The organism is Thiomicrospira sp. S5 (assembly GCF_003991075.1).
In the GTDB taxonomy this organism is placed as follows: domain Bacteria; phylum Pseudomonadota; class Gammaproteobacteria; order Thiomicrospirales; family Thiomicrospiraceae; genus Hydrogenovibrio; species Hydrogenovibrio thermophilus.
Genome location: NZ_CP014470.1, coordinates 553,512 through 579,890, shown reverse-complemented (window position 1 = coordinate 579,890; position 26,379 = coordinate 553,512). Strand labels below are relative to the sequence as shown.

Here is a 26,379-nt window from a genome sequence, read left to right as displayed (position 1 = left end):
CGTTCCGTTCAGTGTGTGCCGGTATGCCCAAAACCGCCTTCACCTCGCTCGGTGGCATCACCGAATTCTTCGACTTGGGTAAACACGGGCTGTAACACCGGCACAATGACCATTTGTGCAATGCGCTCACCTACCTCAACCGTATAAGCTTGATCGCTTCGATTCCAACAAGACACCATTAAAGGGCCTTGATAATCGGAGTCGATCAGTCCCACCAAATTGCCAAGCACAATACCATGTTTATGCCCAAGCCCCGAACGCGGCAACAACATCGCGGCCAATCCAGGGTCATCCAAGTGAATCGCCATCCCGGTCGGAATCAACACCGTTTGCCCCGGCTCGATGGTCATGGCCTCGTCAATACAAGCACGCAAATCCAATCCGGCCGAACCGCGTGTGCCGTAAGTCGGCAGTTCGATTTCATTCCCCAGACGCGGGTCGAGAATTTTGTATTGCACTTGCATGGTCATCCGTCTTTCCTTCTTCCAAATTGAAAACGAATTTATTCTACACCAACCGAGTCCGTCATAAGACGCAAATAGACTGAGCAACACACCCCCGAAGAAGCTTTGACTCCACCCAAGACATCCAGTAGGATTGCAAACATCATTTTTACGGAAGCCTGCCTGTGAACGAACTCACTCTGATTTTATTATTGACCTTATTCGCCGGAGCCTGTATCCCACTGGGCGGTCTTTTGGGCTATTTTGAAAGCATCCGGCCGAGATGGCTGGAAAATGAACTGCGCCACGCCATCATCGCTTTCGGCGGCGGTATTCTGGTGGCTGCCGTGGCCTTGGTACTGGTGCCCGAAGGAAAGGAATACGTTCAGCACGACTTGGGAAGCGTGTTGATCTTCTTGGCGGGCGGCGTGTTCTTTTTTATGATGGAACGTTTTTTAGGCTTGAAACGCCGCGAAAAACCGCAGTTTACCGCCATGTTACTCGACTACCTGCCGGAGTCGTTAGCCTTAGGCGGAGCTTTCGCGCTGGGTTCACCGACGGCACCGTTGCTGGCACTATTCATCGGCCTGCAAAACCTGCCGGAAGGCTTCAACGCCTACCGTGAACTGGTCGCTCAACCCGGCAGCAGCAAACGCAAAATTCTCGGTTTCATGCTGCTATTGGCTCTATTAGGCCCCATCATCGGCCTGCTGGGCTACACCTATTTTGCCGAAAGTGAAGTCCTGCTCGGTGCCGTGATGCTGTTTGCCTCCGGCGGTATCCTGTATTTGATTTTTCAGGACATCGCACCTCAGTCACGAATGCAACACCATTGGGCACCGCCATTAGGCGCGGTGCTTGGTTTCTGCCTGGGACTGCTGGGGCAAAGCCTGGTTACAAGCTAAGTCTCAACGCAAGACATGCAGGAAGTGCATGTGCTTGTGGTAGTGATCAATAATGTCTTGGATGATCGCTTGTTTCGACCACCCCATGACGTCGTAATCCTGACCGCCTTCCTGCAAATGAATCTCCGCCCGGTAATAATGCGCGGTTTCGTCCATTTCATCTTCCGGTAACTCCACTTGCGTGAACTCCGGTTTCAGGTGCGAACGGCTGCGAACCTCATAAACAAAATCGGTTTCGTCCCCGTGTCGGACATTCAGTTTCACCCGATCTCGCTCCGAATCCAGCTCCACCACCGCGTCGAGTCCTTGCGTCTGTAACTCCCGGCTCACTTCGTCACAAGCCTGTTTCGCCACGGTACGAATGTAACGGCTGACGACGGTTTTACTCGGATAATCGACAATATTATGCAAGCGTTGCTTCCAGTTATCGTCCAAGGCGGACGGTGCCGGCGACACATTCATTTGCAAGCTTTCGCGTTTCGCCAAATCCACCCGTAACGCCATAATCAGGCCATAGGTCGCGACCAACAGTACCAGCGAGAACGGCAAGGCACTGGCAATGGTCATGGTTTGCAGCGCTCCCAGACCGCCGGCCAATAGCAAAATCGCCGCAATCAGCCCCACACCGATGACCCAATACAATCGCTGCCAAAGCGGCGTGTCATCCCGCCCGTTGGAACACAGCATATTGACCACCAGCGCCCCGGAGTCCGCCGAGGTGACGAAAAAGATCACCACCATCAAAATGGCGATAAAAGACAAGATATCCCCAAACGGAAAATGGCCGAGGAATGCGAACAAGGCAATGGCGACATCTTCGGACACCACTTCGCCTAAGCTCGCCATGCCCTGGTTCATAATCATGTCGATGGCCGAGTTCCCAAAGAAAGTAAACCACATCATACTGAAGCCCACCGGCACGAACAGCACGCCGGTTGCAAATTCACGAATGGTGCGCCCACGCGACACCCGTGCAATGAACAACCCCACAAACGGCGCCCAAGCCAGCCACCAGGCCCAGTAAAGGATAGTCCAACCGCCAATCCAATCGGTTTTTTCATACGCAAACAGGAAAAACGTCTCTTTGACGATGCTGGACACATAATTCCCGGCATTTTGAATCAACGCCTGCAACAAAAACACCGTGGACCCTAAAAACAGTACCAACAACATCAAGGTGACGGCTAGCCCCATATTCAATTCCGATAAACGACGAATGCCTTTATCCAACCCGGTCGCCACCGAAATGCCGGCCAAACCGGTCACAGCGACAATCAACACCACCTGCGTCCAGACGCCGACCGGCACATCGAACAGGTAGTTCAAACCACTGTTCATCTGCAGCACCCCATAGCCGAGCGACGTGGCAATCCCGAAGATGGTACCGATCACGGCGAAGACATCCACCGCATGCCCAATCGGCCCATAAATACGCTCACCGATAATCGGGTAAAGTGCCGAACGCAGTGTCAACGGCAAACCGTGTCGGTAGCTGAAAAACGCCAATATCAACGCAACGATGGCATAAATCGCCCAGGCGTGCATCCCCCAATGGAAAAAGGTGATTTTCATCGCACTGCGCGCCGCTTCCAAGCTTTCCGGTTCGCCAACCGGCGGTGATAAGAAGTGCATCACCGGTTCCGCGACCCCGAAAAACATCAGGCCAATGCCCATCCCGGCCGAAAACAACATTGAAAACCAGGTCAGGTTGGAATAGTCGGGCGTGGCGTGATCCGGCCCGAGCTTGATATCGCCGTAACGCGACAGCCCCAAGAACACCACCGTGATGAGCAGTATCGCCACCGTCAAAACATAAAACCAGCTGCCGTTATCGACAATCGCGTCTTGCAAGTGTCCGAAAAAATTGTCCGCGTGGGTCGGCAATACCACCGCATAAAGCAGCAATAAAATGACCAGGCCTGATGCGGTATAAAAAACCGGCGGATTGAGTTTGGCGGCTTCCGGTTTTGTCTCTGATGAATTGTCTGGCGATGTCGTTTGATTCATGGGAGTGTCCTTATCGGTTATCGCTTGTCGGTTCCAGCATTGAGAATTGGGCGCAATCGCCACACTTAGAAGTAAAAATCGACCGTGAGGTATAAGGCGGAAAAATCCCCTTCGCCGACGTTCCCGTCCATGCCGATATAACCGTCTTGTGTCAGATATTCGGCATACAACCAGCCGGGGCCGTAATCGTATTTGATGCCCGGCGCATAGGCCGACACCAAGCCCGCCGGATTGCCTTTGGTTTGCGAATCCGCCCAGGAAGCATCCAGATAATAAGTCCAGTTGCCGGTCGAGCGACCAATTTCAAAGGCATAACGTGTGTTTTCAATGTCTTTTTCCAAACCTTCACTGTCTGCATAATGGTCTGGCAAGCGGCGTTGGGTTTGAATCACCTGAGCATTGACGAATGTCGCTCCGAAATGGCCTTTGTAATAGACGACACCGGCGGCATGGTTACCGCTCACAGGGTGGTTGCCGACATCATTGCCGCTGGCGTCGTAAATATCCTGCAATTGGCCGGTCTGTAACGATACCCCGACTTGATGGTCTTCATTCACGTTGACGGCAAAATTCCCCACCCAGGTCTGGACTTTTCGATAACGGGTTTTACCCCCGCTGTGCGAACCCCAGTGGTTATTATCGTCCATGGTGTCACTGCTGGTATCACCGAAGTCGTCTTGGTGGTAATAAGCGAAATCGTATAAGATTTTTTCCGTCTGGCCGTGCCATTTCAGGCCCACATCCATTTGATCGCCATAACCACCGATGAGCATGTCGCCCGGCCAGAAGTTATAGGTTTTCCAGCCGAAAGGCACTTGGCTTTTACCGATTTTGAGGGTGTTGTTTTTAATCAGATCAAACCCTACCCAAGCCCGTTTCATCGACATTTGGTTACCGGTGGAATTATGCTCCGGATCGGTAAAACTTCCCGGTCCCATACGCCATTCCGCCGAGTAGGACCAAATACCTTTGCCCGGGTCGGCCGCGCCGTCCGCATAGATGATAAAGGCCTCATCCCCAAAGTTACCGTTATTGGGTTCGTCGGAACCGTCGTCAAAGCTGTAGTTGTAGTTGAACCAGACACCGCCGGCAAAATTGTATTCGGCCTGAGCCGACATGCCCAGTAAGGCTAATAACGAGAATAAACTGAGTTGTACCTGACGGACCGATGGCATAGATCACCTTATTGTTCTGATTTTCAAACATGCACCCAAGCGAATGACGGCTTGAATGAATTGGAACACGCTCGCTGGATTGAGCATGATTTGACCGAGATCAAAGACTCGAAAAACCACTTTTTGAAAGTGAAAAGACGTCGCAATGGCGCGACAAAACTGTTTTTATTGGGGTTATTCTACTGTGTTGGCGCTGGGCCGTCAAAATAACGGCTTGCAAAACACTCCGTCAGAACCTGGTTTCAGGCGTTATCGGCATCGGCATACGCCGCTTTGATTTCCAGAATCTGCGGCAATATTGCGATAAAACACTCCACCAGGTAGGGGTCGAAATGCTCTCCTTTCTCGGACTCGATAAGGTGCACCGCTTTTTCAACACTCCAAGCTTTTTTGTAAGGGCGCTCGGAGGTTAGGGCGTCAAAGACATCGGCGATGGCGACAATTCGTCCGGAGATGGGAATATCCTCCCCCAGCAATCCTTTGGGATAGCCCTTGCCATTGTATTTTTCATGATGCGTCAGCGCGATTTCATAAGCGATTCTCAACACTTCCGAATCGTGCCCTTCAAGAATTTCCGCCCCGATTTCCACATGACGCTGCATTTCAAAGTATTCGTCGTCGGACAACTTGCCCGGTTTCAACATGATTTCGTCGGAAATCCCGATTTTACCGACATCGTGCATTGGCGAAGCAATCCGAATCATATGCGCCTTGTTTTTGCCCAAGCCGGCCTTCAAGGCGATTTTTTCGGAATAAAAACTGACCCGTTTAACATGGTTTCCGGTTTCGTTATCACGGTATTCCGCTGCCCGCCCAAGCCGATAAATGATTTCGTGATGCGCATCTTCCAAAGCTTTGGTTCTTTCCCAGACTTTTTTTTCCAACATTTTATTCTGTTGGCGCAACATCTTTTTCATCAACCAGTTTTCCAGCTGAATTTCGATACGCTTTAACAGCTCATAACGATTGAACGGTTTCATCACATAATCGCTGGCACCGCCCCTCAACGCTTTCACACGGTTATCCTGGTCATTTTGTGCCGTCAGCATAATGACCGGCGGCACGCTGTCGACGGTGAAATGCTGTTTAATCAATGCCAAGCACGCAAATCCATCCAATATCGGCATATTGATGTCCAGCAACACCAAGTCAATGTCGAGCTGATTTAACAATAGGCTCAACTGCAACGGATCCTTAGTGGTATGGACATGGCGAAACCCTTCGACATCCAACAAATCCCGTACTAAATCCAGATTCATTTGCTGATCGTCAATGACCAGAATATTCGTCTCGTGAATTTGATCCCTAAACATCGGCCATTCCTTTCGCTTTGGCGATGATGGCCGTCACATCCGAGTCCGATAATTCGGCGGGCAGAATACAATCGACATCGTCCAGAACAAAATCGGCCATCAGACAGTAAATCATCCTGGCGGACTCGGCCATAATGTTTTTATAGGCGTGAATCGTTTCCGCTGCCTCTTGTGGTGCCAGGCGTTTGCCCAGCAAAACCAAGTTCGGCTGATAGGACGTCAACATGTCCAACCCCAATTCAAGCGTCGGCGCAATGTTCAATTCCACACCGTTCAAATCATGACTGGCTTCCGCCATCAATCGCATATTGTTCGGGTTATCATCCACCAACAACACCTTGACCAGACAATCCGAGCATTCAAATTCGGTCAACACCTCCGAGGCCTCGTCGACGGCCGTTACGCCGGACTGAGTCAACGGAAGCGCCACCCAGAAAGATGAACCCTTGCCTTCTTCACTGCTGAATCCGATTTCACCATCCATCAACTCGACCAGCTTTTGCGTGATACTGAGCCCGATACCGGTGCCTTCGATGTCCGACGTTTCCTGCCCAAGCCGTTTATAAGCCGCGAATACCTGGGATTGCTTTTCCAACGGAATACCATAACCCGTGTCCGTCACCGCAATACGGACATGCTTTTGTCCTCCGGGTAATGCAATGGTCTGCGCCTTGAGCTCAAGAGTGCCGTTCGGACGGTTGTATTTCACGGCATTCGACAATAAGTTCAGCAACACTTGCTTGAATCGCAACCCATCCACATCGATTTTACGGTCGAAATCCGACCAGGCGATTGGCAACACATCGACACGGTGTTTTTTCGCCAAAGGTTCGATGGTCGACAGGCAACTTTTCACCAGGTTCTCCAAGCACGTCGGCTCGATATTGATATCGACTTCCCCTTCCTCGATTTTGGAAAGCTCCAGTAGCTGGTTAATCAGTGCCAACAGATGCTCACCACTGTCGGCGATATTGTGCACCTGCCATAACTGACGTTCCGCCAAGCCGTCATCTTTCAGCAACTCGGCAAAGCCGATAATCGCATTCAGTGGCGTCCGAAGTTCATGACTCATGCTGGATAAGAAATCGCTTTTGGCTTGGTCGGCTTTTTCCGCGCGTTTGACCGCCTCAATCAACTTCTGTTCGGCTTGTTTACGTTCTGTGACATCCTGCACGATACCGAGCATTTTGATGGCTTCACCCGTTTCGGATCGCACCACATCACCGCGTTCCTGCAACCAGCGCACCGTACCGTCACCCCAGACCACCCGGTGTTCCACATTGTAGTCCTCGCCCTTTTCGACACAGGCGGTAATGGCATCCAACACCGTTTGTCGGTCGTCTGGATGCAAGGCGTCGACAAAATTATCAAAATTGGATTCCATTTCAACACGTTCGCCACCAAACAAAGGCGCAATCCGGTCGGACCAATAGAGTTCGCCCGTTTGAATATTCCAATCCCAGGTACCGATATTGGCAAAACTCTGGCTGCGGCTCAAACGATCTTCACTGGTTTTCAAAGCACTTTCCGCCAGTTTGACATCGGTGACATCCTGCGCGAAACCGGAAATGAAAATCACATTGCCAGCCTCATCAAACACCGGATGGCCTTGTTGCTGGATGTAACGCAGTGTTCCATCGGCTCGAATGATGCGATGCACAAACGCATAACCTTCGGGGTCCGCCAGTTTGGCTTTGGCGGCGACCACATAATCGTAGTCGTCCGGATGGACAATCGACTCGAACCCTTCGATATCCGGTGGGAAACTCTCACGGTCGTAACCGAAAATATCGTAAATGGTGTCGGACCATTCCAAAGTCTGATCATTCACATTCAATTGCCAATAACTGATTTTGGCCATGGACTGCGCGTCCAACAGACGCTGCTCGGTTCGCTTGATATGTGTGACGTCGGTTCGGATGGAAATGTATTTTTCCGGGCGGCCTTTGGTATCGAGAATCGGGATGATACTCGACTCCACCCAGTAGAGTTCGCCCGACTTAGCTCGGTTGCACACTTCACCTCGCCAAGGGCGCCCGGAAGCGATGGTACGCCACATCTCGGCAAAAAACTCTTGCGGGTGTCGCCCTGAGTTGACAATGCGGTGATCCTGCCCCAACAACTCATCCCGCGTATAGCCACTGACACGACAGAAGGTGTCGTTGACTTCGATGATGCGCCCTTTGCGATCCGCCACGGAAATAATGTTATGGAAATCCAACCCGGTTTTATAGTCGATGGCTTTTTGCAGAGCGTTATCGGCCGCCTCGGTGAAATAACGCAAATCCCGTTCATGATCCAAACGCGCCAGGATTTGCGCCCCCAAACGGTAAACCGACGTCCCTTTCGGCAACACCACATCTTCCTGATAGTGATTAAAGGCATCCAGTTTCGCTAAATGCTCCGGGACGGTCTGAAAATGAAACACTGGCACCATTTTCATATTCGGAAACTGGCGCAACGCCGTGTGCATGGAGGCCGCGTCATCCGTCGCATCCTGATTCAGCACGATGGCGTTCGGCAGGCCGTTACGAACGGCCGCCAACGCTTGCGCCGCTTCGTAGTAATGCGCCGTGTGCACCCCCAATCCACGCAAATGCGTTTCCAAGTCCCGGCATTCATCGCCCTGACCGATCAAACAAACGCGATAGGGTTGATACTGTGCCGCAATATTATGATAAAGCTGATAAAAATGACGCCGGAAATAGAAACTGTCTTCCGGCCAGACAAAAAAGAATTGGAACCCGTGCCGGGATAAATCCAATCGCAAGGCCATGTCTTCACTGGACGCCAAGTAAATGGCCTGTTCCAACGGAAAATGCTGCGCCATGACATTGGCGAGAAACGACAGATTGTGCTGTTCGTTTTCAGGCAACGAGAAGACCAGAATATCCCGTCGACGTAGTCCGGACAATTCCGTCGGAGAGTGGAAAATCACTTCCTGCAAACTCAAGCCGCTGGTTCGGCGCGACAGGTCGTTGATTTGTGAATCCGGGACACCGTAAAAACACAGTCTTGGCGCGTCCTCTTTCCGCAAGGATTCCGTCTCGACACTTTCCGCCAGTCGGTTCCGGAGCGCCTTCAACTCCACCAAAAAGTCATCGAACCCTTCAAACGTCGGATGGATATCCTTCATCATCCGCCGCTTCAAACGGGCAAACCCGTCGGAAAAAGCGTTCATGCCATAAGATTTCAACGTGTAAGACAGAGAATCCAACACGCAGAAAAGCGTGTCCAGTTCCATCTCGAACGAGATGGAATCGAAATCTGAAAACGGTTCGATCACCTCATCCAGTCGCTGAAGAATCAACGTCCGGAATTCGGCTTGTTTCGGTTGATACGAGTGCATAGTCTGTAATCTATTTTTCAGCCGGATTGGATTGTCCTATCCATTTGCTTTTTATCAGATTATACACATACACATAATTTTAGTAAGGAAATAAAAAATTCCAATGAATGGAAAGGGTTTCCGATTATAAAGCCCGAAAACCCACCCGAAAGGGCTTAATCGTCGACGAAGTCGTCACACGATTATTTCGCGCACTTATAAATGTCGAACTTTTGCATGCCGCCAATCACGGGGGAAACCGCAACCACCGAATCGCCGCCCATGGTACCGGCGTCGTTCTTAGCGATATTGATCAGTTCTTTTTGAACCTTCTCTTCCGAAAATTCAACGCCCCCCAACGAACTCTGAACCTGAGCCGTGGTGGTGCCCAGCTTTTCACAGCCGGTGACATTAAACGCTTTCACCACAGAAACGCTTTTCGATGCCTCGGTCGGTTTATTAAAAGTACAGCCACTGACCGTTAACAAGGACGCGACAACCACGCTCGCCAATGGAAGAATGAAACGTTGCTTCAACGCTGGTGCTTTCATAATGCCTCACTTAATTTAGGATTACTTTGAAACAGGGAGTTCGTATCAAATTGTACGCGAGAAACGGCGGACGTTAAATACGGTCCCTTCCTTTCTCATGTAAATGAACATTAAATACGCTAGTCTAAAAATGCCCAGGCCTGGGCGTTTTAAAAGGACGCTTCCGCAATGAACGCCAACAGCTCGAATGCTTGTTGCGACTTGGACGACGGCGTCAATGCCCGTTCCTGCGCTTCGGAAATCAAGGTCAACTGGTTATCATCGGTTTCAAACCCCAGCCCGTCGCCGACACGGTTGGCGCAAATCATGTCCAGCCCTTTTCGGGCGCGTTTTTCTCGCGCGTGCGCCAGCACATCGTCCGTTTCGGCGGCAAATCCCACCACGAAAACATCCGGATACTGCCGCGCCACCGTGGCGACGATATCGGGGTTTTTCACCAAACGCAAGGTCATGTCATCCTGACCGGCCTGTTTTTTCAACTTACGGTCATGCGCGGTTTCCGGCCGAAAGTCGGCCACCGCCGCCGCACTGATAAACACATCCTGAGAAGTGACTTGCTCGGTCACCGCCGCCAACATCTCCTGAGCGGACACCACATCCACCCGCCGAATATCGGGATGGGCGGACAGCGCCACGGGCCCGGCTACTAACGTCACGTCCGCGCCTAACTTCCGGGCGGTTTCGGCAATGGCAAACCCCATTTTTCCGGAACTGCGGTTCCCCAGAAAACGCACCGGATCCATCGCTTCCTGCGTCGGCCCCGCCGACACCAACAAACGTTTGCCCTGCCAATGTTTCGCCAATTCCACCCAGGCCTGGGCGTTTTTCGTGATGTCCGCGATCTGCTGCTCCACCGCCACATAAATCGCCGGGGGTTCCGGCAGGCGCCCGGCACCGGTTTCGCCGCAGGCCTGCTCGCCTTCTCCCGGCGGAATCACTTGCCAACCGCGTTGCTGCAGTACCGCCAGGTTTTCCTGAGTGGCCTCATTTTGCCACATCAAACGGTTCATGGCCGGTGCCAACATTTTCGGCTTATCCGACGCCAGGCACAGAGTCGTCAACAAATCATCGGCGCGCCCCATTCGGAACTTAGCGAGGGTTTCCGCCGAACACGGCGCCACCAAAATCACATCCGGCCAGCGCGCCAATTCAATGTGGCCCATCCCGGCTTCCTGGGTTTCGTCAAACAACTGGTCACGCACCGGATGGCCCGACAGGGCTTGAAAGGACAACGGCTGAATAAAGGCCTTGGCACCCTCGGTCATCACCACCTGCACCTCATGCCCGCCTTTGACAAACAGTCGCACCAATTCCAATGCCTTATACGCGGCAATACCGCCGGTGACGCCCAGTAACACGTTCATCTACAACTACCCGGCTTCCGTGGCCTGAGAAGCCAACGCCAATAACTCCGGCGCCATTCGCACCGGGCGACCGTTTTGCACGGTGGCACCGTAGGTTTTCGCCGCCACCATCAAGGTGCCGTCTTCTTTATAAACATTCTGAACAAACACCACTTTGACACGCCCCTGTGGCACCATTTCCACCGTCACATAAAAACGGTCGTGCGGCCGCAAGGAAGCCTTGTAATCCACTTCGGCCCGAATCACCATCAAATCGATGCCTTGTGCCGCCAAAGCTGCGAAATCCACTTGGTTCGCCAATAAAAATTCATGACGCGCGTGTTCCAGATAATTTTGATAAACGGCATTATTGACCACGCCCTGCAGATCGCACTCATAATCGCGGACGGCCATTTCAAGTTTAAACATTGCCAGTGAAAACCCTTTTCATTAAGATGGCGATTATCTTACCAAAAATTCCGTAAAAACATGGCAATTACCGATTGGCACGAAAACGACCGTCCGCGTGAAAAACTCCTCAACTTCGGCCCCGAACACCTCAGTGACGCCGAACTGCTCGCCATTTTCCTACGCGTCGGCGTGCAAGGCAAAAGCGCCGTCGAACTGGCGCAGGATTTACTGGACCACTTCGGTAGTCTGCACCAACTGCTCAATGCCGACGAAACGGAATTTTGCGAAGCCAAGGGACTCGGGCAAGCCAAATTCGTTCAACTCCAAGCGGTTTTGGAAATCTCACGGCGCCACTTTGAATCCGGGTTGACCAAAGGCGACGCCTTGACTGACCCGGAAAACGTCGCCCGGTTATTGCAACACCACATCGGCCAGCAGGCACGGGAAACCTTTGGTTTGGTCTTGCTGGACCAGCAACACCATTTTATCGCCTTTGTCCCGCTCTTTACCGGCACCCTGAATCAAGCCTCGGTACACGCCCGTGAAGTCATCCAGACCGTTCTGGACCATCAGGCAGCGGCAGTGATACTGGCGCACAATCATCCGTCCGGCGACCCAACGCCCAGCCAAGCCGACCTGGATTTGACCCAACGCTTGAAGCAGGCCTTGGACATGATTGATGTGCGTTGCTTGGATCACATTATTTTGGGCGATCATGGACGGTGGACGTCCCTTGCACAGCAAGGGCATTTGTAACCATGCACCAAGCCCGATACTGGATAACGCCCTCTTTTTGGTTAGGTGTTATTTGGGTTTGGACGGGGTTTCTGCTATCGCTTTGGATCAGCTGGCACCTGTTGGCCAAAGCGGATTTCTTCTATCCGGTTTGGTACGACCACGCCGGCATTCACGAAAACATTGAACGTTATGCCCCCGACAACCGTTACCGAGAAGGGTTTGAGAATACCTCGCGCGGCGAACGTCTGGCGCTGTTTCACGGCATTGTCGAGTCGATTCAACACCAAGGGAAAGGGTTGGAAACGCTGGCTTACCGTCATGCAGGGCAAAACGTTTTATTACTGCGCCCACCGGAAATCGCTCACTTGCAGGATGTCGCCAATCTGGTCTCCTGGTTGAACCGGGCAGGCCTGGTCGTTTTCGGCATTTGGCTTCTTGTCAGTGCATGGCAACTCAAGCGCCATCAATACACAACTTTCCGCCAGGCCTGGTGGTTTCTGGGAACCGGCTTAGCCCTAATCGCACTGCTCTTGGCTCTGCTCGGAGCGGAAAAGGTCTTCTACCAACTGCATGTTTGGGTGTTTCCGCCGGAACATCCCTGGTTCTTTTTCTACGAAGACTCGTTAATGAGCACTTTGATGAAGGCGCCGGATTTATTCGCGTACATCACCATCGCATTGGTCGTGACCGCCGGATTGATTTTTAGCTTGCTACTCTACACCGCACAACGCTTCCAAACACAGGCGGGCCGCCTAAAAAGCCGTTGAATTTACAGAAAAAAGATTTTTTTAACCCCCAACACAACATTTCCATGCGAGACGCTTGCTTTTTGATTGGATTTTATGGATAATTCCGCTTCTTGTTTTTCACAGTCTTACCCAGGCTGTTTTAACATAGAAATATTCGAATATTTTTAATGTCAGGGGTAGCGAGATTCGCTAACCTTTTTTGAGAGGAATTGAGAAATGTCCAAAGTCTGCCAAGTAACAGGAAAGAAGCCTGTAGTCGGTAACAATGTTTCCCACTCTCATCGTAAAACTCGTCGTCGTTTTTTACCTAACCTACAAACTCACCGTTTTTGGGTTGAGAACGAAAGCCGTTTTGTAAAACTACGCGTTTCCACTTCTGGAATGCGTGTTATTGATAAAAACGGTATTGAGTCAGTGCTTGCAGAAATGCGTGCACGTGGTGAGAAAGTTTAAGGGAGCCCGACATGCGCGATAAAATTAAACTTCAATCGACAGAAAGCGCTTATTTTTATACAACCGATAAAAACAAGCGTAACATGGCCGGAAAATTCGAGATCAAGAAATACGATCCGATTCTGCGCAAGCATGTTCTCTTCAAAGAAGCCAAAATCAAATAAGTTCTATCCGACTTAGATGATGACCCAGCTCAAAAGGCTGGGTTTTTTTATGCCTGAAATTCAGGCTCCGACACGGTTTCCTCACCCCAATGCCTGCGTTTCAAGCGACAGCGTCCGGCTTCACCATCACCACCTGATTGCGCCCCTGCTGTTTGGCCGCATAGAGCGCTTCGTCCACCAAATGGTAAACCTGATCGGTCCCCGACAGGTCTTGCGGTTGCAGGAAGGCAGCTCCCACGGAAATCGTCAGATAACCATGTTGCGAGCTTTCATTCCGAACTTTTAGCCCTTCCACGTCCCGGCACAGGTCTTGCAAGTGCTCCTGTAACGCGGCTTGTGACTTGAAGTTCGCCAGCACAAAAAACTCTTCCCCGCCCATTCGGAAAATCACATCGGTTTCACGGGCAAAGTGTTTTTTCAGCAAATCCGCCACTTGCTTCAACACTTCGTCCCCTTTCTGATGACCGTAATGGTCATTGATTTTTTTGAAGAAATCGATATCGAGCATCGCCACCGACAAAGGGACTGCATCCCGTTGCGATCGTTTCAACTCCCGCCCGAACACTTGATTGAAATAACGACGGTTATACAAGTCGGTCAGGTCATCGGTAATGGAAATCTGCTCGATACGCTTACGGTCGGAAATGTCCACCCGAGTCGCCCAGACCTGGTCAACCCGCCCCCAGAGGTTGCGTACCGGCGTCAAGGTCAACTCCACCCAATAAGGTTTGTCGTCGGCGGTACGACCTTCCATTTCCCCGCGCCAGGTGCGTCCCGCCAGCACCCAGTTCTGAATATAATCCTGTTTACTTTTCGGCAGATCGTGTGCGGCCAAGTCGAGATAAGAGCGTCCCAACAGCTCCCGCTCATTATAACCGGTCAAACGGCAATAGGACTCGCTCACCCAATCGAAGGTCAAGGATTCCAGATCAATCAAGGTCGCATAGGTCAACTCGTGGATTTGATTGATGTAAACCTGTTGCTTGTTTTTTTGATAACGATAAAACATCACCAAAAACAGCATGGTCAACACCACCACCAAAATCACCAAAGCGACCTCAAACAACTGGCGTTTATCCAGACGATTCACCATTTCCAACTGAATCCAATGATTAAAAATTTCCCGGCGCTCCTCATCACTGATGGATGCCAATCCTTTCTGTAGAATACTGAACAGAGCCGGCTTGTCTTTGCGCACCCCGATGGCCAGCTCGAAACGGTGTTCGGATTGCCCGATGACATGAATACCGGTCAAACCATATTTGTTGATGGCGTAGTTAATCGCCCCTAGGTTACCGGAGTACACCATGGCTCGACCGTCAATCACGGCTTCCAAGCCTTCCTTCACCGAATTCACCGGCAGCAACTTGATTTGCGGGTAGTTTTTGGCCAATGTCTCATGCGACCAATAACCTTTCACCACCGCTACCGTGTGGCCGTTTAATTGTTCATAATCCGGAATCACCGACAGCTCTTTTTGCCCGACCAATACCATCGGGAACGACAGATACGGTTCGGTAAACTGCATATACTCGGAACGTTCCGGGGTCGCCACGGCGCAGGAAAAGGCATCGTATTCCCCCTCCTGCGCCAATTTCAACACCTCGGCCCAAGGTCGAGTTTGGTCGACCTGAAAACGCAACCCTGTTTTTTGCGACAACAGTTGAAAATATTCGGCGGCGATGCCTCGGTAACGTCCTTTGGAATCGATGAACTCAAACGGCTCCCAATCGATGTCATTCGCCAGATACACTACCGGGTTCTGTTCGATATACGCCAATTCTTCCGGTGTAAACACATAACTGGCCGCATTGAAAATAAAGTCCTTCATATCGAGTTGATTGAACACCGAAGCCGAAATCAGCCCGACTTCCTTGGCTTCGGCCGCCGTGGCCAACAGTTTTGCCGGTTCAATCGTCCCGATCGGCGTCAACCCGGATTTCACATAGTGCACCGTCACCTTGGCTTCGTTGAGCAAGGCTTCCCGCGATTTGACCACCGGATAATGCGCCAAAATATAATCCACCACTTCAGGCTGATGCTGCAACGCATAGCGCCAACCGCGAATGGTGGCTTCCTTGAATCGCTGCACCACTTCAGGGTGACGGTTGGCAAAACGTTCGGAGGTGATAATCAAATCGCCGTAACTTTGCACCCCGAAGGTTTTCGGGTCCACGGCATAATAAGGGATGCCCTCTTGCTGAAGACGAAAAGGCTCATTGGTCATGTAGGCGCCATACAAGTCCACCCGGTGATTGATAAAGTCGTTCAAATCACCCGAAGGAGGAATCGACTTCAACGGCTTTTGGGTCACGGTATTGGCTTTGTTGATCAGGCTTTGAATCTGGAGGTTGCTGAAGTGCATGACATCCATGCCGCTCATGTCTTTGAGGTCTTCAACCGGCTTGTGGGCCAGCAACACCATCGGCGAAAACTGGAAAGAACTCATCACCAGCTTAATCGGCGCGCCTTTGGCGTAATCGACGATCACCGAACTGTAAGCCGTGGCAAAGTCGGCCCGCCCGTTAACCACTTCATTGACCATATTGGTGCCGGGCTTCCAGCTTTTGACGGTCACATCCAACCCGGCATTTTGATAATAACCTTGCTTGATGGCGGCGTAAAAACCGGCGAATTGAAATTGATGATTCCAGTTAACCTGAACGGTGATGGGCGTCAGTGTCTGAGAGAAAGCCTTGGCGGAAAACACCAAGCCGACCAGCAGTGCGGAAATCCATAAAGGGCGAAAGGGCATAGCGAGTGCAAACCGTTATTATTGTGTTTGCCATCATTATAAAAAATTTACCCTACTTTAAAAGAGATTAATTAGAATAAATTCACGCTGTCCTGCGTTCAATCACGTATGCATTGAACGCAGGCGTCAGGAAACGACGCCATACAAACGGCGTTTGGCTTCCCGCATCGCCGGCGGTACCTTGGCCCAGTTTTCCGGAAAATCCTTGGACTGAAATTCACGCAATGCATTATAAGCGTCTTCAATCAAGCTGAAACTCGCGACCACGCCGTCGTTATTGGCAACGCAATACCCTAATTCATCGCAGTCCACATAATAATCTTGTGTGTTCATTTGTTCACCCTCCTGATACTCGAAGGTTTTTTATTTTTTCCCTTGCCTTAATAGTGCTATCGACCATTTAACGGAAAGGTTAAGGCCTCATATTCTGAAAACTGGCTTTTTGCGCCAACTGCATTAGAATATTGACACCTGAAATCGTTTAACAACCTCAAGAAAGAAACATGCCAGAATTACCGGAAGTCGAGACCACCAAACGCGGCATTCAGCCGAATGTCGAACAACAAACCATCCGCGACATCATTATTCGCGATGCCCGCCTGCGTTGGCCGGTGGACACGACTCTGCCGAAAAAACTCCCAGGCCTGGTGATTTCCGCAATTCGCCGCCGCGCCAAATACTTGCTGCTGGAAACCGAGCGCGGTCATCTCATCATCCATTTAGGCATGTCCGGTAACTTACGAGTCTTGCCGCACGACCATCCGCCCGTCAAACACGACCACATCGATTTGGTTCTGGACAACGGCTATCTGTTGCGTTATCACGACCCGCGTCGTTTTGGCTGCTGGCTGTGGACGGAAACTGCCCCCGAAGAGCACGATTTACTTAAAGCGCTTGGGCCAGAACCTTTAACCGATGCCTTCAACACCGACCACCTGTTGCAAAAAGCTCAAAACCGAAAAGTGGCCGTCAAAACCTTCATCATGACCAACTCCGTGGTCGTTGGTGTCGGCAACATCTACGCCAACGAAGCCTTGTTTCTCAGCGGCCTGCATCCGACACGCCCCGCGCACAGCCTGACGCGCCCGGAAGCCGAACAGTTGGTCGGCCACATCAAACAGGTGTTGGCCGCCGCCATCGAACAAGGCGGTACCACCTTGAAAGACTTTCTCAGCCCAAGTGGCCAGCCGGGCTATTTCGAACAAAAGCTGCACGTATACGGCCGCGACAAACAACCTTGTCCGACCTGTGGCCGTCCCGTGCAAAAAACGGTGCTGAATCAGCGAGCCGCCTACTTCTGCGAACATTGTCAAAAGTAATGCACAACCCTGAAGATAGCCTGCGTGTCGTCCCTGACACCAAAAAGCGACTTGAGCGCATGAAAAAAAGCTTCTAATATAGCCACATAGATTTCACTGGACACTTCGATTCCGACGCAGGCCATATGAACACCTTCTTCTCGACAATCCGCTCGTTTCCTGTCTGGCTCGCCGTCGGACTGACATCACTGACGTTTGCACTGTCCAGTTGCGACTCGTCCTCGCCATCGAATATCGAGCAATGGCCCTTGAACGACGCCTGTGAACTGCACCAATCCGCCTGCCAAACTCAGCATGAAAAGCAAAACATCACCATCGACATCCGTCCTAAACCGATCCGGGTGGCGCGCACCTTGACCGTCCGCGTCAAACTCGACAACATCTACGCCAGCAAAGTGGAACTCGATATTTCCGGCTTGAATATGTACATGGGCTATAACCGCGTCACCCTTTTCCCATTACCGGGCCAACCCGGTTTTTACGAAGGCAAATCCATGCTGGCCTTCTGCACCAATGACCGCATGGACTGGCAACTGACCGTCATCGCCACTCAGGAAGATGGCGAAGTCATTCAAGCGCCCTTCTTATTGGTTACGCATAATCGCTGAATAATTCTTTAAAAGCCTCCGGCGTTTGTGTCAGAATAAAATCATTCTGTCCAACAACTTATCGCTGTAAGAGGTTTGAGATGAACTGGTTTCAAAAAACACCTGACGAGGTTTTACAACAGCTCGACAGCCACCGAGAGGAAGGTCTTTCCCCCGAGCACATCACCGAACGCCAACAGACCTTCGGTTCGAACAGTCTCACTCAAACCGAAAGCATTTCACCGTTTCGGTTATTCCTGAAGCAGCTGAAAAATCCATTATTGGTGGTGCTGGCCTTCGGCGCGCTCTTATCGTTTTACACCGGGCATACTGTCGATGCCATCGCCATCACCATCATCATTCTCATCAACGCCCTGATTACGTTTTTTCAGGAACTCAAAGCGCAAAAATCCATCGACGCCCTTAAGGACATGGCCGCCCCCAAGTGCATGGTTCGCCGCGAGCGAAAATGGCAAGAGATTTCCGCCGCCGAATTGGTGCCGGGCGACCTTATCAAGTTACAGACCGGCGACATCGTTCCCGCCGACGGTCGTTTAATCGAGGTCACCCGTTTGGAGGTCGACGAAGCCCCCTTGACCGGCGAGTCGGACTTGATTCATAAAAAAACCGAAGCCCTGAATGAGGCTGACCCGACACTGGGCGATCAGGTCAACATGGTGTTCATGAGCACCTCCGTCAACCACGGTCACGGTTTGGCCGTGGTCACCGCCACCGGTATGAAAACCGAGGTGGGCAAAATCGCCAGCTTGATGCAAAGCACCGACAACCGCCTGACACCGCTCCAAAACCGCATCGCCAAACTGTCACACACCTTGATATGGGCCGCCCTGTTCATCGTCGCCGTCATTGTCGGCATCGGTCTGCTGAAAGGACTGGACCCCATCGGCATGGTCAACACCAGCATATCCTTAGCCGTCGCCGCCATACCGGAAGGCTTGCCGACCGTCGTCACCATCGTGCTGACGCTGGGCGCCAAGCAGATGATGCAGAACAAAGCCCTGGCAAAACAACTGGCCTCGGTGGAAACATTGGGCTCCACTTCAGTCATTTGCTCCGACAAAACCGGTACCTTGACCCAAAACAAGATGCAAACCGTCAGTGTCTGGGCCGCGGGCGAATATTACCGAATCAGCGGACAAGGCTACGACCCGACCGGCGACTACACCGACATCCACGGACGCACCCGAACCCCGAAACACCACTTTCATCTCAATCGCATGCTGGAAATGTCCGCGCTCTGCAACGATACCACCTTACTGGAAGAAGACGGTCATTACCGGATTCAGGGCGTTCCCACCGAAGGCGCGATTTTGGTGGCCGCGGCCAAAGCCGGTATTGACAAAGAGGCCTTGATGACCACCCATCAACGAGTCGTGTCCCACCCGTTCGATCCCAAACGCAAAATGATGAGTGTCATCGTCCGTGATGCGGACGGCAACCACACGCTCATCGTCAAGGGCGCGCCGGACGTCATCCTCAAGCACTCCGAAGTCATCGAATACGCCGACCAACGTCGCGACATCGTCAGTAACCCCAACCTAATCGACAACGTCATCCACGAGTTCGGTACTCAGGCGTTACGTACACTGGCGGTCGCTTATCGCCCGCTGCGTCCCGATGAGATTGAACAGCCGTTGGAAGCGTTGGAAAACCGTCTCATCATCACCGGCATTCACGGCATTATCGACCCGCCACGCCCCGAAGCCACCCAAGCGGTCAAAGAATGCCATTCCGCCGGCATTCGCGTGGTGATGATCACCGGCGACCACGCCATCACCGCCAAAGCCATCGCCCGTCAAATGGACATCATCGATTCGGACGACGAACTGGTAATGACCGGAGCCGAATTGAATCAAATCAGCGATGAAGAACTGCAGCGATTGGCACCGAAAACCTCGGTCTTCGCACGGGTGACACCGGAACACAAACTGCGCATCGTCAAGGCCTTGCAGTCCAACGGCGAAGTCGTCGCCATGACCGGCGACGGCGTCAACGATTCTCCGGCTTTGCGTAAGGCCGACATCGGTATCGCCATGGGCATCACCGGCACCGGCGTCGCCAAAGAATCCGCCGACCTGATTTTGCTGGACGACAACTTCGCCACCATCGTCCATGCCGTGCAAGAAGGCCGCCGTATTTACGACAATATCCGCAAATTCATCCGCCAGGGCCTCACCGCCAACGTCAGTGAGGTATCGGCGATACTCTTCTCGTTTCTGATTATGATTGGCGAACCGCTGCTGACATTGGCGCCCCTGATGATTCTCTGGATCAACCTGGTCAGCGACGGGATGCCTTCGCTAGCGCTGGGCGTCGATGAAGCGGAAGGCGACGTGATGCAACGTAAACCGCGGGCCGGCAACGAAAGCTTCTTCGCCGACAACCTCGGCACGCGCATCGTGATACGGGGGTTGATTATGGGCGGCCTGACCTTTGCGATGTTCATGTACGCGCTCAATTTGAACCTGTCACTGGAATACGCTCAAACACTCGCCTTTATGACTTTGATTTTCGGCCAACTGGTGCATGTGTTCGACGCGCGCACCTTCACCACGCTTTATCACCGCAACCCGTTCAGCAATCATTTGCTGCTGTTGGCGGTATTCGGATCGGCCTGTGTGTCATTGTTGATGGTCTACACACCGTTCGGCAACCTGGCGCTCGGCACCACGCCGCTGGAACCTCAGCATTTGTTGATGACACTGTTCATCGCCGCACTGCCGACATTCATTCTGTCCGGCCTGAAAGAAATATTTCACATGAAATGGCTGTAACGCCGACGAAAAAAATGCCCAGGCCTGGGCATTTTCCGGAAAGATGGTCCGTCCGACAAGAAAGGGGGATTCGACGATTTATTCGGTCACCGCGACCGATTTAATCAGGGCAAAAACCGCCAGGCCTGGTTGAATCTTCAGTCGTTCCGCCGAGTGTTGGGTCACTTCCGAAAACAGTTGCTGGCCGTCCGACAAGCGTAAGCGCACCAATAAACGGTGCTGGCCTTGCGGAATCAGCTCGGTGACTTCCGCGGGAAAATGGTTAATGATACTCAGGTCTTTCGGGTCGGACAGGGCCAAACTGACGTCCCGCGCCAATACCCGCACCCGGATGGTTTCCTTACCCTTCGGCACGGCTTCCGACAACCAAATGGTTTCGGTTTCCCCAAAGCGGGCCGGTTGCAAGCCGTCCTGCATTGGCAACGGACTCGCCTGCAACACCGACACCGCGCCCTGCTCGTCAAACAACGGCGAATCCGGACGCGCCAACGCCTGTTGCAACGTCTCGACGGTTTCAACCCGACCGTTTTGCATGAACAGCACCCGGTCGGCCAAACGCTCGACTTCCGCTGGCGCATGAGTGATGTAGAGCACCGGCAAACGGTAGGCCGCCACCAATTCTTCAATCAGCGTCAGCATCTCCGCTTTGGCACGCCAGTCCAGTGCCGATAACGGTTCGTCCATACACAACAGCTTCGGGCGCATCAACAACGCACGGGCAATTGCCACTCGCTGACGTTCGCCACCGGACAAAAACGTCACGGCTCGATTCAGCTTGTCGGCAATACCAACGCGTTGAACAATGTCGTCAAAATCTTCCGGCGTGATGTCTTTCGGCAAACGTTTGACTCCGTACATTAGATTTTGTCGTACGGTCATGTGCGGAAATAAGGCGGCATCTTGAAATACGAACCCGATATGACGCTTTTGCGTTGGCAAAACGTTTGCTTCATCCTGCCATATCTCGCCATTCACCGTGAGGTGCCCTTCAGTGCGTTTATCCAGCCCGCTGATGGCACGTAACAAGGTGCTTTTGCCGCTACCGGAACGGCCAAACAATACCGTCACGCCCTGCAGCGGAATTTCAAACGAGCCGGAGTCCAGACGAAAACTGCCCAGATCCAGCGTCAAATCGCCTTTCATCAGCGCTTGTATATCACTCATCTTTATCCTACCTTCACACCGAAACGACGATTCAAGCCGTACACCAGCATCAGCACACTCAACGCGAAAATCAACATCATCGCCGACAAAATGTGCGCCTGATCATATTCCAGACTTTCCACATGGTCGAAAATATCAATCGACACCATGCGGGTTTCGCCCGGGATATTGCCCCCCACCATTAGCACGACCCCGAATTCCCCCACCGTATGCGCAAACGACAAAGTGGCGGCCACCAGAATTCCTCGGCGCGACAAGGGCAAAACAATGGTCCAGAAACGGTCCAGAAACGACGCTCGCATGGTGGCGGCCGCGTCCAGTAGACGATGTGGAATATTTTCAAAGGCATGCATCAGCGGTTGAATGGCAAAGGGTAATGAATAAAACACCGACCCAATCACCAGGCCGGTTTTACTGAAGGTCAACTGTCCTTCAAAACCGAACCAGTGCAACACTTCGGTCACGGTTCCATTTGGATTGAACAGAATCAGAAGATAAAACCCCAGCACCGTCGGCGGCAGCACCAATGGCAAGGCCACCAGCGCTTCCAGAAACACCTTATTGGACGAGCGCATTTGCGCCATCCACCAGGCCAAAGGCGTCCCCAAGACCAATAAAACAATGGTCGTCATGGTCGCCACTTCCAGCGTCAGCCAAATGGGTTGTAAATTGATTTCCGTACCGAAGATTTCCAACATGATGTCTCTTTTCCGCTCCCATAAAAAAACGACCAGGCCTGGTCGTTTTTTCAGACAAAGGCTATTGTAACTTAGCTGACGTTATAGCCATAACGTTTGATAATCTCGATGGCTTTCGGCGTCTTGATGAATGCCATAAAGGCTTTGGCGGCCGCATTCTTTTCACCTTGTTTAGTCAGAAGCGCGCCTTGGTTAATCGGCTTATAGTCCGACTGCGGCACCACCCAGTATTGACCTTTTTTGTACACCGGACTTTGCGGGTCCACCACTTGCGACATGGCGACAAACCCGATTTCGGCATTGCCGGTGGCGACGTATTGGAAAGCGTGAGCGATGCTTTCACCATTGACGATTTTCGATTTCACGTCCTGATACAAACCCTCTTTTTTCAAGAAAGCGACCGCACGTTCGCCATAAGGAGCGGTTTTCGGGTTCGCCACCGCCAAGTGATTGTATTTTTTGGCTTTCAATACCTCAATCGGGCTGTTTTTCACCGGCAGTTTTGCACTGTACAGTACGATTTGACCTTGTGCATAAACAAAATAACTGTCGGCAATGCCAATCCCGTCGTCAATGGTTTTTTTCGGGCGACGTTCATCCGCACCGAAGAAGGCATCGAAAGGCGCGCCGTTTTTAATTTGGGCATAGAGTTTACCGGTCGGGCCGAAAGAGAATTTCACCTGATGACCGGTTTCCTTTTCAAACACCTTGCCGACCTCTTCGATGGTTTTGGTGAAATTGGCCGCCACCGCAATCTTGGCGGTTTCCGCATACGCCATCGAGGCACTCAAAACACCCATAGCCAAGGCCAGGGTACGAATCATCGTTTTCATACAGTCACTCCGTTATGATAGTTAATACATATTACGTTTGATACATATCGTTAAATCAAAAAAATCCGACCTCAGTCGGAAACCGCCAACAATACATGACTGGCTTTGACCAGGGCGCAACATCTTGCCCCCACGGCCAGCCCCAAATTCTCGACACTCTGGTTTGTCACGATGGCAGAAATCATTTGCTCCCCTTCCAGTTGAATGGACACATCACTGTTCACGGCGCCCTCATCCAGTTTGGTGACCACGCCGCAGAACTGGTTCCGTGCGCTGGTTTTCACCGTGCCGTTCAAGTCTTCGGTCAGAATGACCCAACTGGCTTTAATCAGGGCATACGCATCGGAACCGACTTCCAGCCCCAGACGCTCCAAACTGTCCAGCGTAATCTGCGCGATCACTTCGTTACCTTGCCCCACCGACAGGGTCACCTCACAGTTCACCGCCCCTTTTTCAATTTCGGTAACGGTTCCGTGGAATAAATTTCGTGCACTTGTTTTCATGGAAATTTTCCTCATCAATTCCAATTGACTGAGCATGTTCGGCGACATCGCCTCCAGCTCCCGCATCCAATGCTGCATCTGTTCATTGAATAATCGATAGGCCGCCAACAAGGCTTCACCGGCTTGGGTCAACACCATTCCGCCGCCGCCAGCACCGCCTTTCTGGGTGTGCACCAACGGCTCTTCCGCCAGCTGATTCATGGCTTCAATGGCTTGCCAGGCGCCTTTGTAACTCATCCCACAAGCTTTCGCCGCCGCCGACAGGGAACCCAGTGACTCCACTTTGTTCAACAATTCCAAACGACGCTGCCCGGAGCGAGACTGTTTGCTGCCCATCAAGAAAGATTGCACAAGCTGTTCGGGGAGATTGGATGCGTTCAAATGTCCGGCCTTCTTTATAACTTTAAGTACATAGCGAAGCATTATAGTCGAGCGATTGACCAACCGCAACGCTTAGGTGTTTAAATTATTTAATCGCCAAATAAATTCCCGACCTGGCTGGTAAAACTCAATTTTAACCGCCGCCAGGCATCATGTTAAGATACGCTTTTAATGCGCTATCTCTCAAGGACGAAGATGGACAGCCTCTCCCCCAAACAACCGCAAAACAACCGCATGGCCGACTTGCGGTCAACGATTCGCCGCTACCTAGGGGTCCGCGAAGCCGGCAGCAGCCATTCCGAAAAACTCATTTCAGGCCTGGGCGGTTTTCTGGCGATTCTGGTCATCCTGCTGATCAGCCACCGCTTTCTGGCACTCCCGGATGCGTTGGCCGTGGTCGCCTCCATGGGCGCCTCCGCCGTTTTGTTGTTTGCGGTTCCACACGGTCCTTTATCACAACCCTGGCCGTTGATTGGCGGCAACCTGATTTCCGCCTTCATCGGCGTCAGCTGCGCACACTTGATCGACCCGCCGATTCTCGCCGCCAGCGTCGCCGTCGGCGCGTCCATCACCGCCATGTATTATTTGAAATGCATTCATCCGCCGGGCGGGGCCACCGCCTTAACCGCCGTCATCGGCAGCGAAAGCATCCATGCATTGGGTTACGAGTTTCTGTTGACGCCGGTATTATTGAATGTGTTTTCCATCCTGGCGATTGCCGTGTTGTTCAATGCTTTTTTTCATTGGCGGCGCTATCCGGCTTACTGGTACCAACAACAGACCGAGCCCCAACCGGCATCGCAGGACGGCTTTTCCCACAGCGATTTTTTAAATGCCTTAAAGGAAATCGATTCGTTCGTGGACATCAATGAATACGATTTGCGTCGCATTCTGGCTTTGATTGGTCATCCGAACACGCAGCTTTCGTCGTCAGACATCGAACTCGGTCGAGTTTACAGCAATGGCTTGATTGGTCGGGATTGGTCGATGCGTCGCATCATTGACGAATCGGGCAGTGACGATCCGGAAAAGGACTTTGTGATTTTCAAACAAATCGCCGGTCAGGAACGCAAAACCACCGATTGCGTCACCCGCGAGGAATTCGCGCATTGGGCGAAATATGAAATGGTGCAGGAAAACGGGCTTTGGCACCGAAAAACCTCGTCAGAACCACGTCCGGAATCACGGAATGAATAGTTGAGAGGGAGCGTTGAAACCTTATCAACGAATAATAGAAGAATCGACCAGGCCTGGCGAAAACGGCTGTTTACAGACTGGCTTCGTCCAGCGCCTTGGCAACCACCGGGTGCACGAATTCCGAAACATCCCCACCTAAAGCAGAGATTTCCCGCACCAGACTGGAGGAAATAAAAGCGTATTGTTCCGCCGGGGTCATGAACATGGTTTCCACTTCCGGGGCCAGTTTACGATTCATCGACGCCAACTGGAATTCGTACTCGAAATCGGAGACGGCTCGCAGTCCCCGCAGCAGCACGTTGCCGTCAATCTCACGCACAAAGTCCACCAATAACCCGCTGAAACCGATGACTTCGACATTGTCCATGCCCGACGTCACCTCTTTCGCCAGCGCCACACGCTTTTCCAGCGAAAACAAAGAGGTTTTATTGCGGTTATCCGCCACGGCGATGACCAGCCGGTCGTAAAAACGCGCCGCCCTTTCGATTAAATCGAAATGGCCGCAGGTAATGGGATCGAAGGTGCCAGGGTAAACCGCTGTGATCGACATAATTTCACTCTTTCAGG

General features: G+C 52.0%; 24 protein-coding genes. 9 read left to right on the top strand and 15 right to left on the bottom strand.

Translation table 11 applies throughout. The annotated features are described in order from the left end of the window. Positions 1 to 8 precede the first annotated feature (8 nt). Complete coding sequence (dut, locus tag AYJ59_RS02630; RefSeq protein ID WP_127119253.1) at positions 9 to 470, bottom strand: dUTP diphosphatase; 462 nt, start codon at positions 468 to 470, stop codon at positions 9 to 11. A gap of 158 nt (positions 471 to 628) precedes the next feature. Between dut and AYJ59_RS02625 the strand changes: the two genes are divergently transcribed. Next, complete coding sequence (locus AYJ59_RS02625; protein WP_029938860.1) at positions 629 to 1,348, top strand: ZIP family metal transporter; 720 nt, start codon at positions 629 to 631, stop codon at positions 1,346 to 1,348. A 3-nt stretch (positions 1,349 to 1,351) separates the two neighbouring features. On the opposite strand, the gene AYJ59_RS02620 is transcribed toward AYJ59_RS02625, so the two are convergent. The 7 genes from AYJ59_RS02620 to AYJ59_RS02590 all read right to left on the bottom strand — a co-directional run bounded on the left by AYJ59_RS02620 (position 1,352) and on the right by AYJ59_RS02590 (position 11,494). Further along, positions 1,352 to 3,355, bottom strand: coding sequence for a BCCT family transporter (locus tag AYJ59_RS02620; RefSeq protein ID WP_127119252.1), 2,004 nt, complete (start codon positions 3,353 to 3,355; stop codon positions 1,352 to 1,354). 65 nt (positions 3,356 to 3,420) lie between these two features. Beyond that, entirely contained in the window at positions 3,421 to 4,530 is a 1,110-nt protein-coding gene (locus tag AYJ59_RS02615; RefSeq protein WP_127119251.1) for a hypothetical protein, read from the bottom strand. Positions 4,531 to 4,772: 242 nt separating this feature from the next. After that, entirely contained in the window at positions 4,773 to 5,843 is a 1,071-nt protein-coding gene (locus tag AYJ59_RS02610; protein ID WP_127119250.1) for an HD domain-containing phosphohydrolase, read from the bottom strand. Beyond that, the gene (locus AYJ59_RS02605; RefSeq protein ID WP_029938864.1) at positions 5,836 to 9,192 is read right to left on the bottom strand and encodes a hybrid sensor histidine kinase/response regulator; all 3,357 of its coding nucleotides are present in this window, start codon (positions 9,190 to 9,192) and stop codon (positions 5,836 to 5,838) included. Before AYJ59_RS02605 ends, AYJ59_RS02610 begins: the two co-directional genes overlap by 8 nt. A gap of 182 nt (positions 9,193 to 9,374) precedes the next feature. After that, entirely contained in the window at positions 9,375 to 9,722 is a 348-nt protein-coding gene (locus tag AYJ59_RS02600; protein ID WP_051673430.1) for a DUF4156 domain-containing protein, read from the bottom strand. A gap of 149 nt (positions 9,723 to 9,871) precedes the next feature. Beyond that, complete coding sequence (gene coaBC, locus AYJ59_RS02595) at positions 9,872 to 11,086, bottom strand: bifunctional phosphopantothenoylcysteine decarboxylase/phosphopantothenate--cysteine ligase CoaBC (protein ID WP_127119249.1); 1,215 nt, start codon at positions 11,084 to 11,086, stop codon at positions 9,872 to 9,874. Positions 11,087 to 11,092: 6 nt separating this feature from the next. Beyond that, the gene (locus AYJ59_RS02590) at positions 11,093 to 11,494 is read right to left on the bottom strand and encodes an acyl-CoA thioesterase (protein ID WP_127119248.1); all 402 of its coding nucleotides are present in this window, start codon (positions 11,492 to 11,494) and stop codon (positions 11,093 to 11,095) included. 60 nt (positions 11,495 to 11,554) lie between these two features. Between AYJ59_RS02590 and radC the strand changes: the two genes are divergently transcribed. From radC to rpmG, 4 genes are all read left to right on the top strand, one after another. After that, positions 11,555 to 12,232, top strand: coding sequence for a RadC family protein (radC, locus tag AYJ59_RS02585; RefSeq protein WP_127119247.1), 678 nt, complete (start codon positions 11,555 to 11,557; stop codon positions 12,230 to 12,232). A gap of 2 nt (positions 12,233 to 12,234) precedes the next feature. After that, a complete protein-coding gene (locus AYJ59_RS02580) occupies positions 12,235 to 12,981 on the top strand; it encodes a lipoprotein intramolecular transacylase Lit (protein ID WP_127119246.1) in 747 nt (248 codons plus the stop codon). A 198-nt stretch (positions 12,982 to 13,179) separates the two neighbouring features. Beyond that, the gene (gene rpmB, locus AYJ59_RS02575; RefSeq protein WP_081836833.1) at positions 13,180 to 13,416 is read left to right on the top strand and encodes a 50S ribosomal protein L28; all 237 of its coding nucleotides are present in this window, start codon (positions 13,180 to 13,182) and stop codon (positions 13,414 to 13,416) included. Positions 13,417 to 13,427: 11 nt separating this feature from the next. Then, the gene (rpmG, locus tag AYJ59_RS02570; RefSeq protein WP_029938870.1) at positions 13,428 to 13,580 is read left to right on the top strand and encodes a 50S ribosomal protein L33; all 153 of its coding nucleotides are present in this window, start codon (positions 13,428 to 13,430) and stop codon (positions 13,578 to 13,580) included. 100 nt (positions 13,581 to 13,680) lie between these two features. Here rpmG and AYJ59_RS02565 read toward each other — a convergent pair whose 3' ends face one another. Together AYJ59_RS02565 and AYJ59_RS02560 are read right to left on the bottom strand one after the other, a co-directional pair. Next, positions 13,681 to 16,335: a diguanylate cyclase gene (locus AYJ59_RS02565; protein ID WP_029938871.1), complete on the bottom strand. Its 2,655-nt coding sequence runs from the start codon at positions 16,333 to 16,335 to the stop codon at positions 13,681 to 13,683. Positions 16,336 to 16,461: 126 nt separating this feature from the next. Beyond that, positions 16,462 to 16,668, bottom strand: coding sequence for a hypothetical protein (locus tag AYJ59_RS02560; RefSeq protein ID WP_029938872.1), 207 nt, complete (start codon positions 16,666 to 16,668; stop codon positions 16,462 to 16,464). A gap of 170 nt (positions 16,669 to 16,838) precedes the next feature. On the opposite strand from AYJ59_RS02560, the gene mutM reads away from it, so the two are divergent. From mutM to AYJ59_RS02545, 3 genes are all read left to right on the top strand, one after another. Further along, positions 16,839 to 17,654 carry a bifunctional DNA-formamidopyrimidine glycosylase/DNA-(apurinic or apyrimidinic site) lyase gene (gene mutM, locus AYJ59_RS02555; RefSeq protein WP_127119245.1) on the top strand — a complete coding sequence of 272 codons (816 nt, stop codon included), beginning with the start codon at positions 16,839 to 16,841 and terminating at the stop codon, positions 17,652 to 17,654. Between the two features lie 125 nt (positions 17,655 to 17,779). Continuing rightward, positions 17,780 to 18,262: a hypothetical protein gene (locus AYJ59_RS02550; protein WP_127119244.1), complete on the top strand. Its 483-nt coding sequence runs from the start codon at positions 17,780 to 17,782 to the stop codon at positions 18,260 to 18,262. A gap of 80 nt (positions 18,263 to 18,342) precedes the next feature. Continuing rightward, a complete protein-coding gene (locus AYJ59_RS02545; protein WP_127119243.1) occupies positions 18,343 to 21,036 on the top strand; it encodes a cation-translocating P-type ATPase in 2,694 nt (897 codons plus the stop codon). A gap of 78 nt (positions 21,037 to 21,114) precedes the next feature. Here the strand turns inward: AYJ59_RS02545 and modC are convergent, their stop codons facing one another. From modC to AYJ59_RS02525, 4 genes are all read right to left on the bottom strand, one after another. Then, positions 21,115 to 22,200 carry a molybdenum ABC transporter ATP-binding protein gene (gene modC / locus AYJ59_RS02540; protein ID WP_127119242.1) on the bottom strand — a complete coding sequence of 362 codons (1,086 nt, stop codon included), beginning with the start codon at positions 22,198 to 22,200 and terminating at the stop codon, positions 21,115 to 21,117. Positions 22,201 to 22,202: 2 nt separating this feature from the next. Next, on the bottom strand, positions 22,203 to 22,898 hold the full coding sequence (gene modB / locus AYJ59_RS02535) for a molybdate ABC transporter permease subunit (protein ID WP_127119241.1): 696 nt from the start codon (positions 22,896 to 22,898) through the stop codon (positions 22,203 to 22,205). A 71-nt stretch (positions 22,899 to 22,969) separates the two neighbouring features. After that, positions 22,970 to 23,731, bottom strand: coding sequence for a molybdate ABC transporter substrate-binding protein (modA, locus tag AYJ59_RS02530; RefSeq protein WP_127119240.1), 762 nt, complete (start codon positions 23,729 to 23,731; stop codon positions 22,970 to 22,972). A 71-nt stretch (positions 23,732 to 23,802) separates the two neighbouring features. After that, a complete protein-coding gene (locus tag AYJ59_RS02525) occupies positions 23,803 to 24,615 on the bottom strand; it encodes a TOBE domain-containing protein (protein ID WP_237260366.1) in 813 nt (270 codons plus the stop codon). Positions 24,616 to 24,810: 195 nt separating this feature from the next. Between AYJ59_RS02525 and AYJ59_RS02520 the strand changes: the two genes are divergently transcribed. Next, entirely contained in the window at positions 24,811 to 25,812 is a 1,002-nt protein-coding gene (locus tag AYJ59_RS02520) for an HPP family protein (RefSeq protein ID WP_237260365.1), read from the top strand. A 70-nt stretch (positions 25,813 to 25,882) separates the two neighbouring features. Here AYJ59_RS02520 and coaD read toward each other — a convergent pair whose 3' ends face one another. Next, positions 25,883 to 26,362, bottom strand: coding sequence for a pantetheine-phosphate adenylyltransferase (coaD, locus tag AYJ59_RS02515; protein ID WP_029938881.1), 480 nt, complete (start codon positions 26,360 to 26,362; stop codon positions 25,883 to 25,885). Positions 26,363 to 26,379: the final 17 nt, after the last annotated feature.

Bases quoted from the DNA above. Each gene is read 5' to 3' on its own strand.
- dut (WP_127119253.1), bottom strand. From the start codon at position 470: ATGACCATGCAAGTGCAATACAAAATTCTCGACCCGCGTCTGGGGAAT.
- AYJ59_RS02620 (WP_127119252.1), bottom strand. From the start codon at position 3,355: ATGAATCAAACGACATCGCCAGACAATTCATCAGAGACAAAACCGGAA.
- AYJ59_RS02615 (WP_127119251.1), bottom strand. From the start codon at position 4,530: ATGCCATCGGTCCGTCAGGTACAACTCAGTTTATTCTCGTTATTAGCC.
- AYJ59_RS02610 (WP_127119250.1), bottom strand. From the start codon at position 5,843: ATGTTTAGGGATCAAATTCACGAGACGAATATTCTGGTCATTGACGAT.
- AYJ59_RS02605 (WP_029938864.1), bottom strand. From the start codon at position 9,192: ATGCACTCGTATCAACCGAAACAAGCCGAATTCCGGACGTTGATTCTT.
- AYJ59_RS02600 (WP_051673430.1), bottom strand. From the start codon at position 9,722: ATGAAAGCACCAGCGTTGAAGCAACGTTTCATTCTTCCATTGGCGAGC.
- coaBC (WP_127119249.1), bottom strand. From the start codon at position 11,086: ATGAACGTGTTACTGGGCGTCACCGGCGGTATTGCCGCGTATAAGGCA.
- AYJ59_RS02590 (WP_127119248.1), bottom strand. From the start codon at position 11,494: ATGTTTAAACTTGAAATGGCCGTCCGCGATTATGAGTGCGATCTGCAG.
- radC (WP_127119247.1), top strand. From the start codon at position 11,555: ATGGCAATTACCGATTGGCACGAAAACGACCGTCCGCGTGAAAAACTC.
- AYJ59_RS02580 (WP_127119246.1), top strand. From the start codon at position 12,235: ATGCACCAAGCCCGATACTGGATAACGCCCTCTTTTTGGTTAGGTGTT.
- rpmB (WP_081836833.1), top strand. From the start codon at position 13,180: ATGTCCAAAGTCTGCCAAGTAACAGGAAAGAAGCCTGTAGTCGGTAAC.
- rpmG (WP_029938870.1), top strand. From the start codon at position 13,428: ATGCGCGATAAAATTAAACTTCAATCGACAGAAAGCGCTTATTTTTAT.
- AYJ59_RS02565 (WP_029938871.1), bottom strand. From the start codon at position 16,335: ATGCCCTTTCGCCCTTTATGGATTTCCGCACTGCTGGTCGGCTTGGTG.
- AYJ59_RS02560 (WP_029938872.1), bottom strand. From the start codon at position 16,668: ATGAACACACAAGATTATTATGTGGACTGCGATGAATTAGGGTATTGC.
- mutM (WP_127119245.1), top strand. From the start codon at position 16,839: ATGCCAGAATTACCGGAAGTCGAGACCACCAAACGCGGCATTCAGCCG.
- AYJ59_RS02550 (WP_127119244.1), top strand. From the start codon at position 17,780: ATGAACACCTTCTTCTCGACAATCCGCTCGTTTCCTGTCTGGCTCGCC.
- AYJ59_RS02545 (WP_127119243.1), top strand. From the start codon at position 18,343: ATGAACTGGTTTCAAAAAACACCTGACGAGGTTTTACAACAGCTCGAC.
- modC (WP_127119242.1), bottom strand. From the start codon at position 22,200: ATGAGTGATATACAAGCGCTGATGAAAGGCGATTTGACGCTGGATCTG.
- modB (WP_127119241.1), bottom strand. From the start codon at position 22,898: ATGTTGGAAATCTTCGGTACGGAAATCAATTTACAACCCATTTGGCTG.
- modA (WP_127119240.1), bottom strand. From the start codon at position 23,731: ATGAAAACGATGATTCGTACCCTGGCCTTGGCTATGGGTGTTTTGAGT.
- AYJ59_RS02520 (WP_237260365.1), top strand. From the start codon at position 24,811: ATGGACAGCCTCTCCCCCAAACAACCGCAAAACAACCGCATGGCCGAC.
- coaD (WP_029938881.1), bottom strand. From the start codon at position 26,362: ATGTCGATCACAGCGGTTTACCCTGGCACCTTCGATCCCATTACCTGC.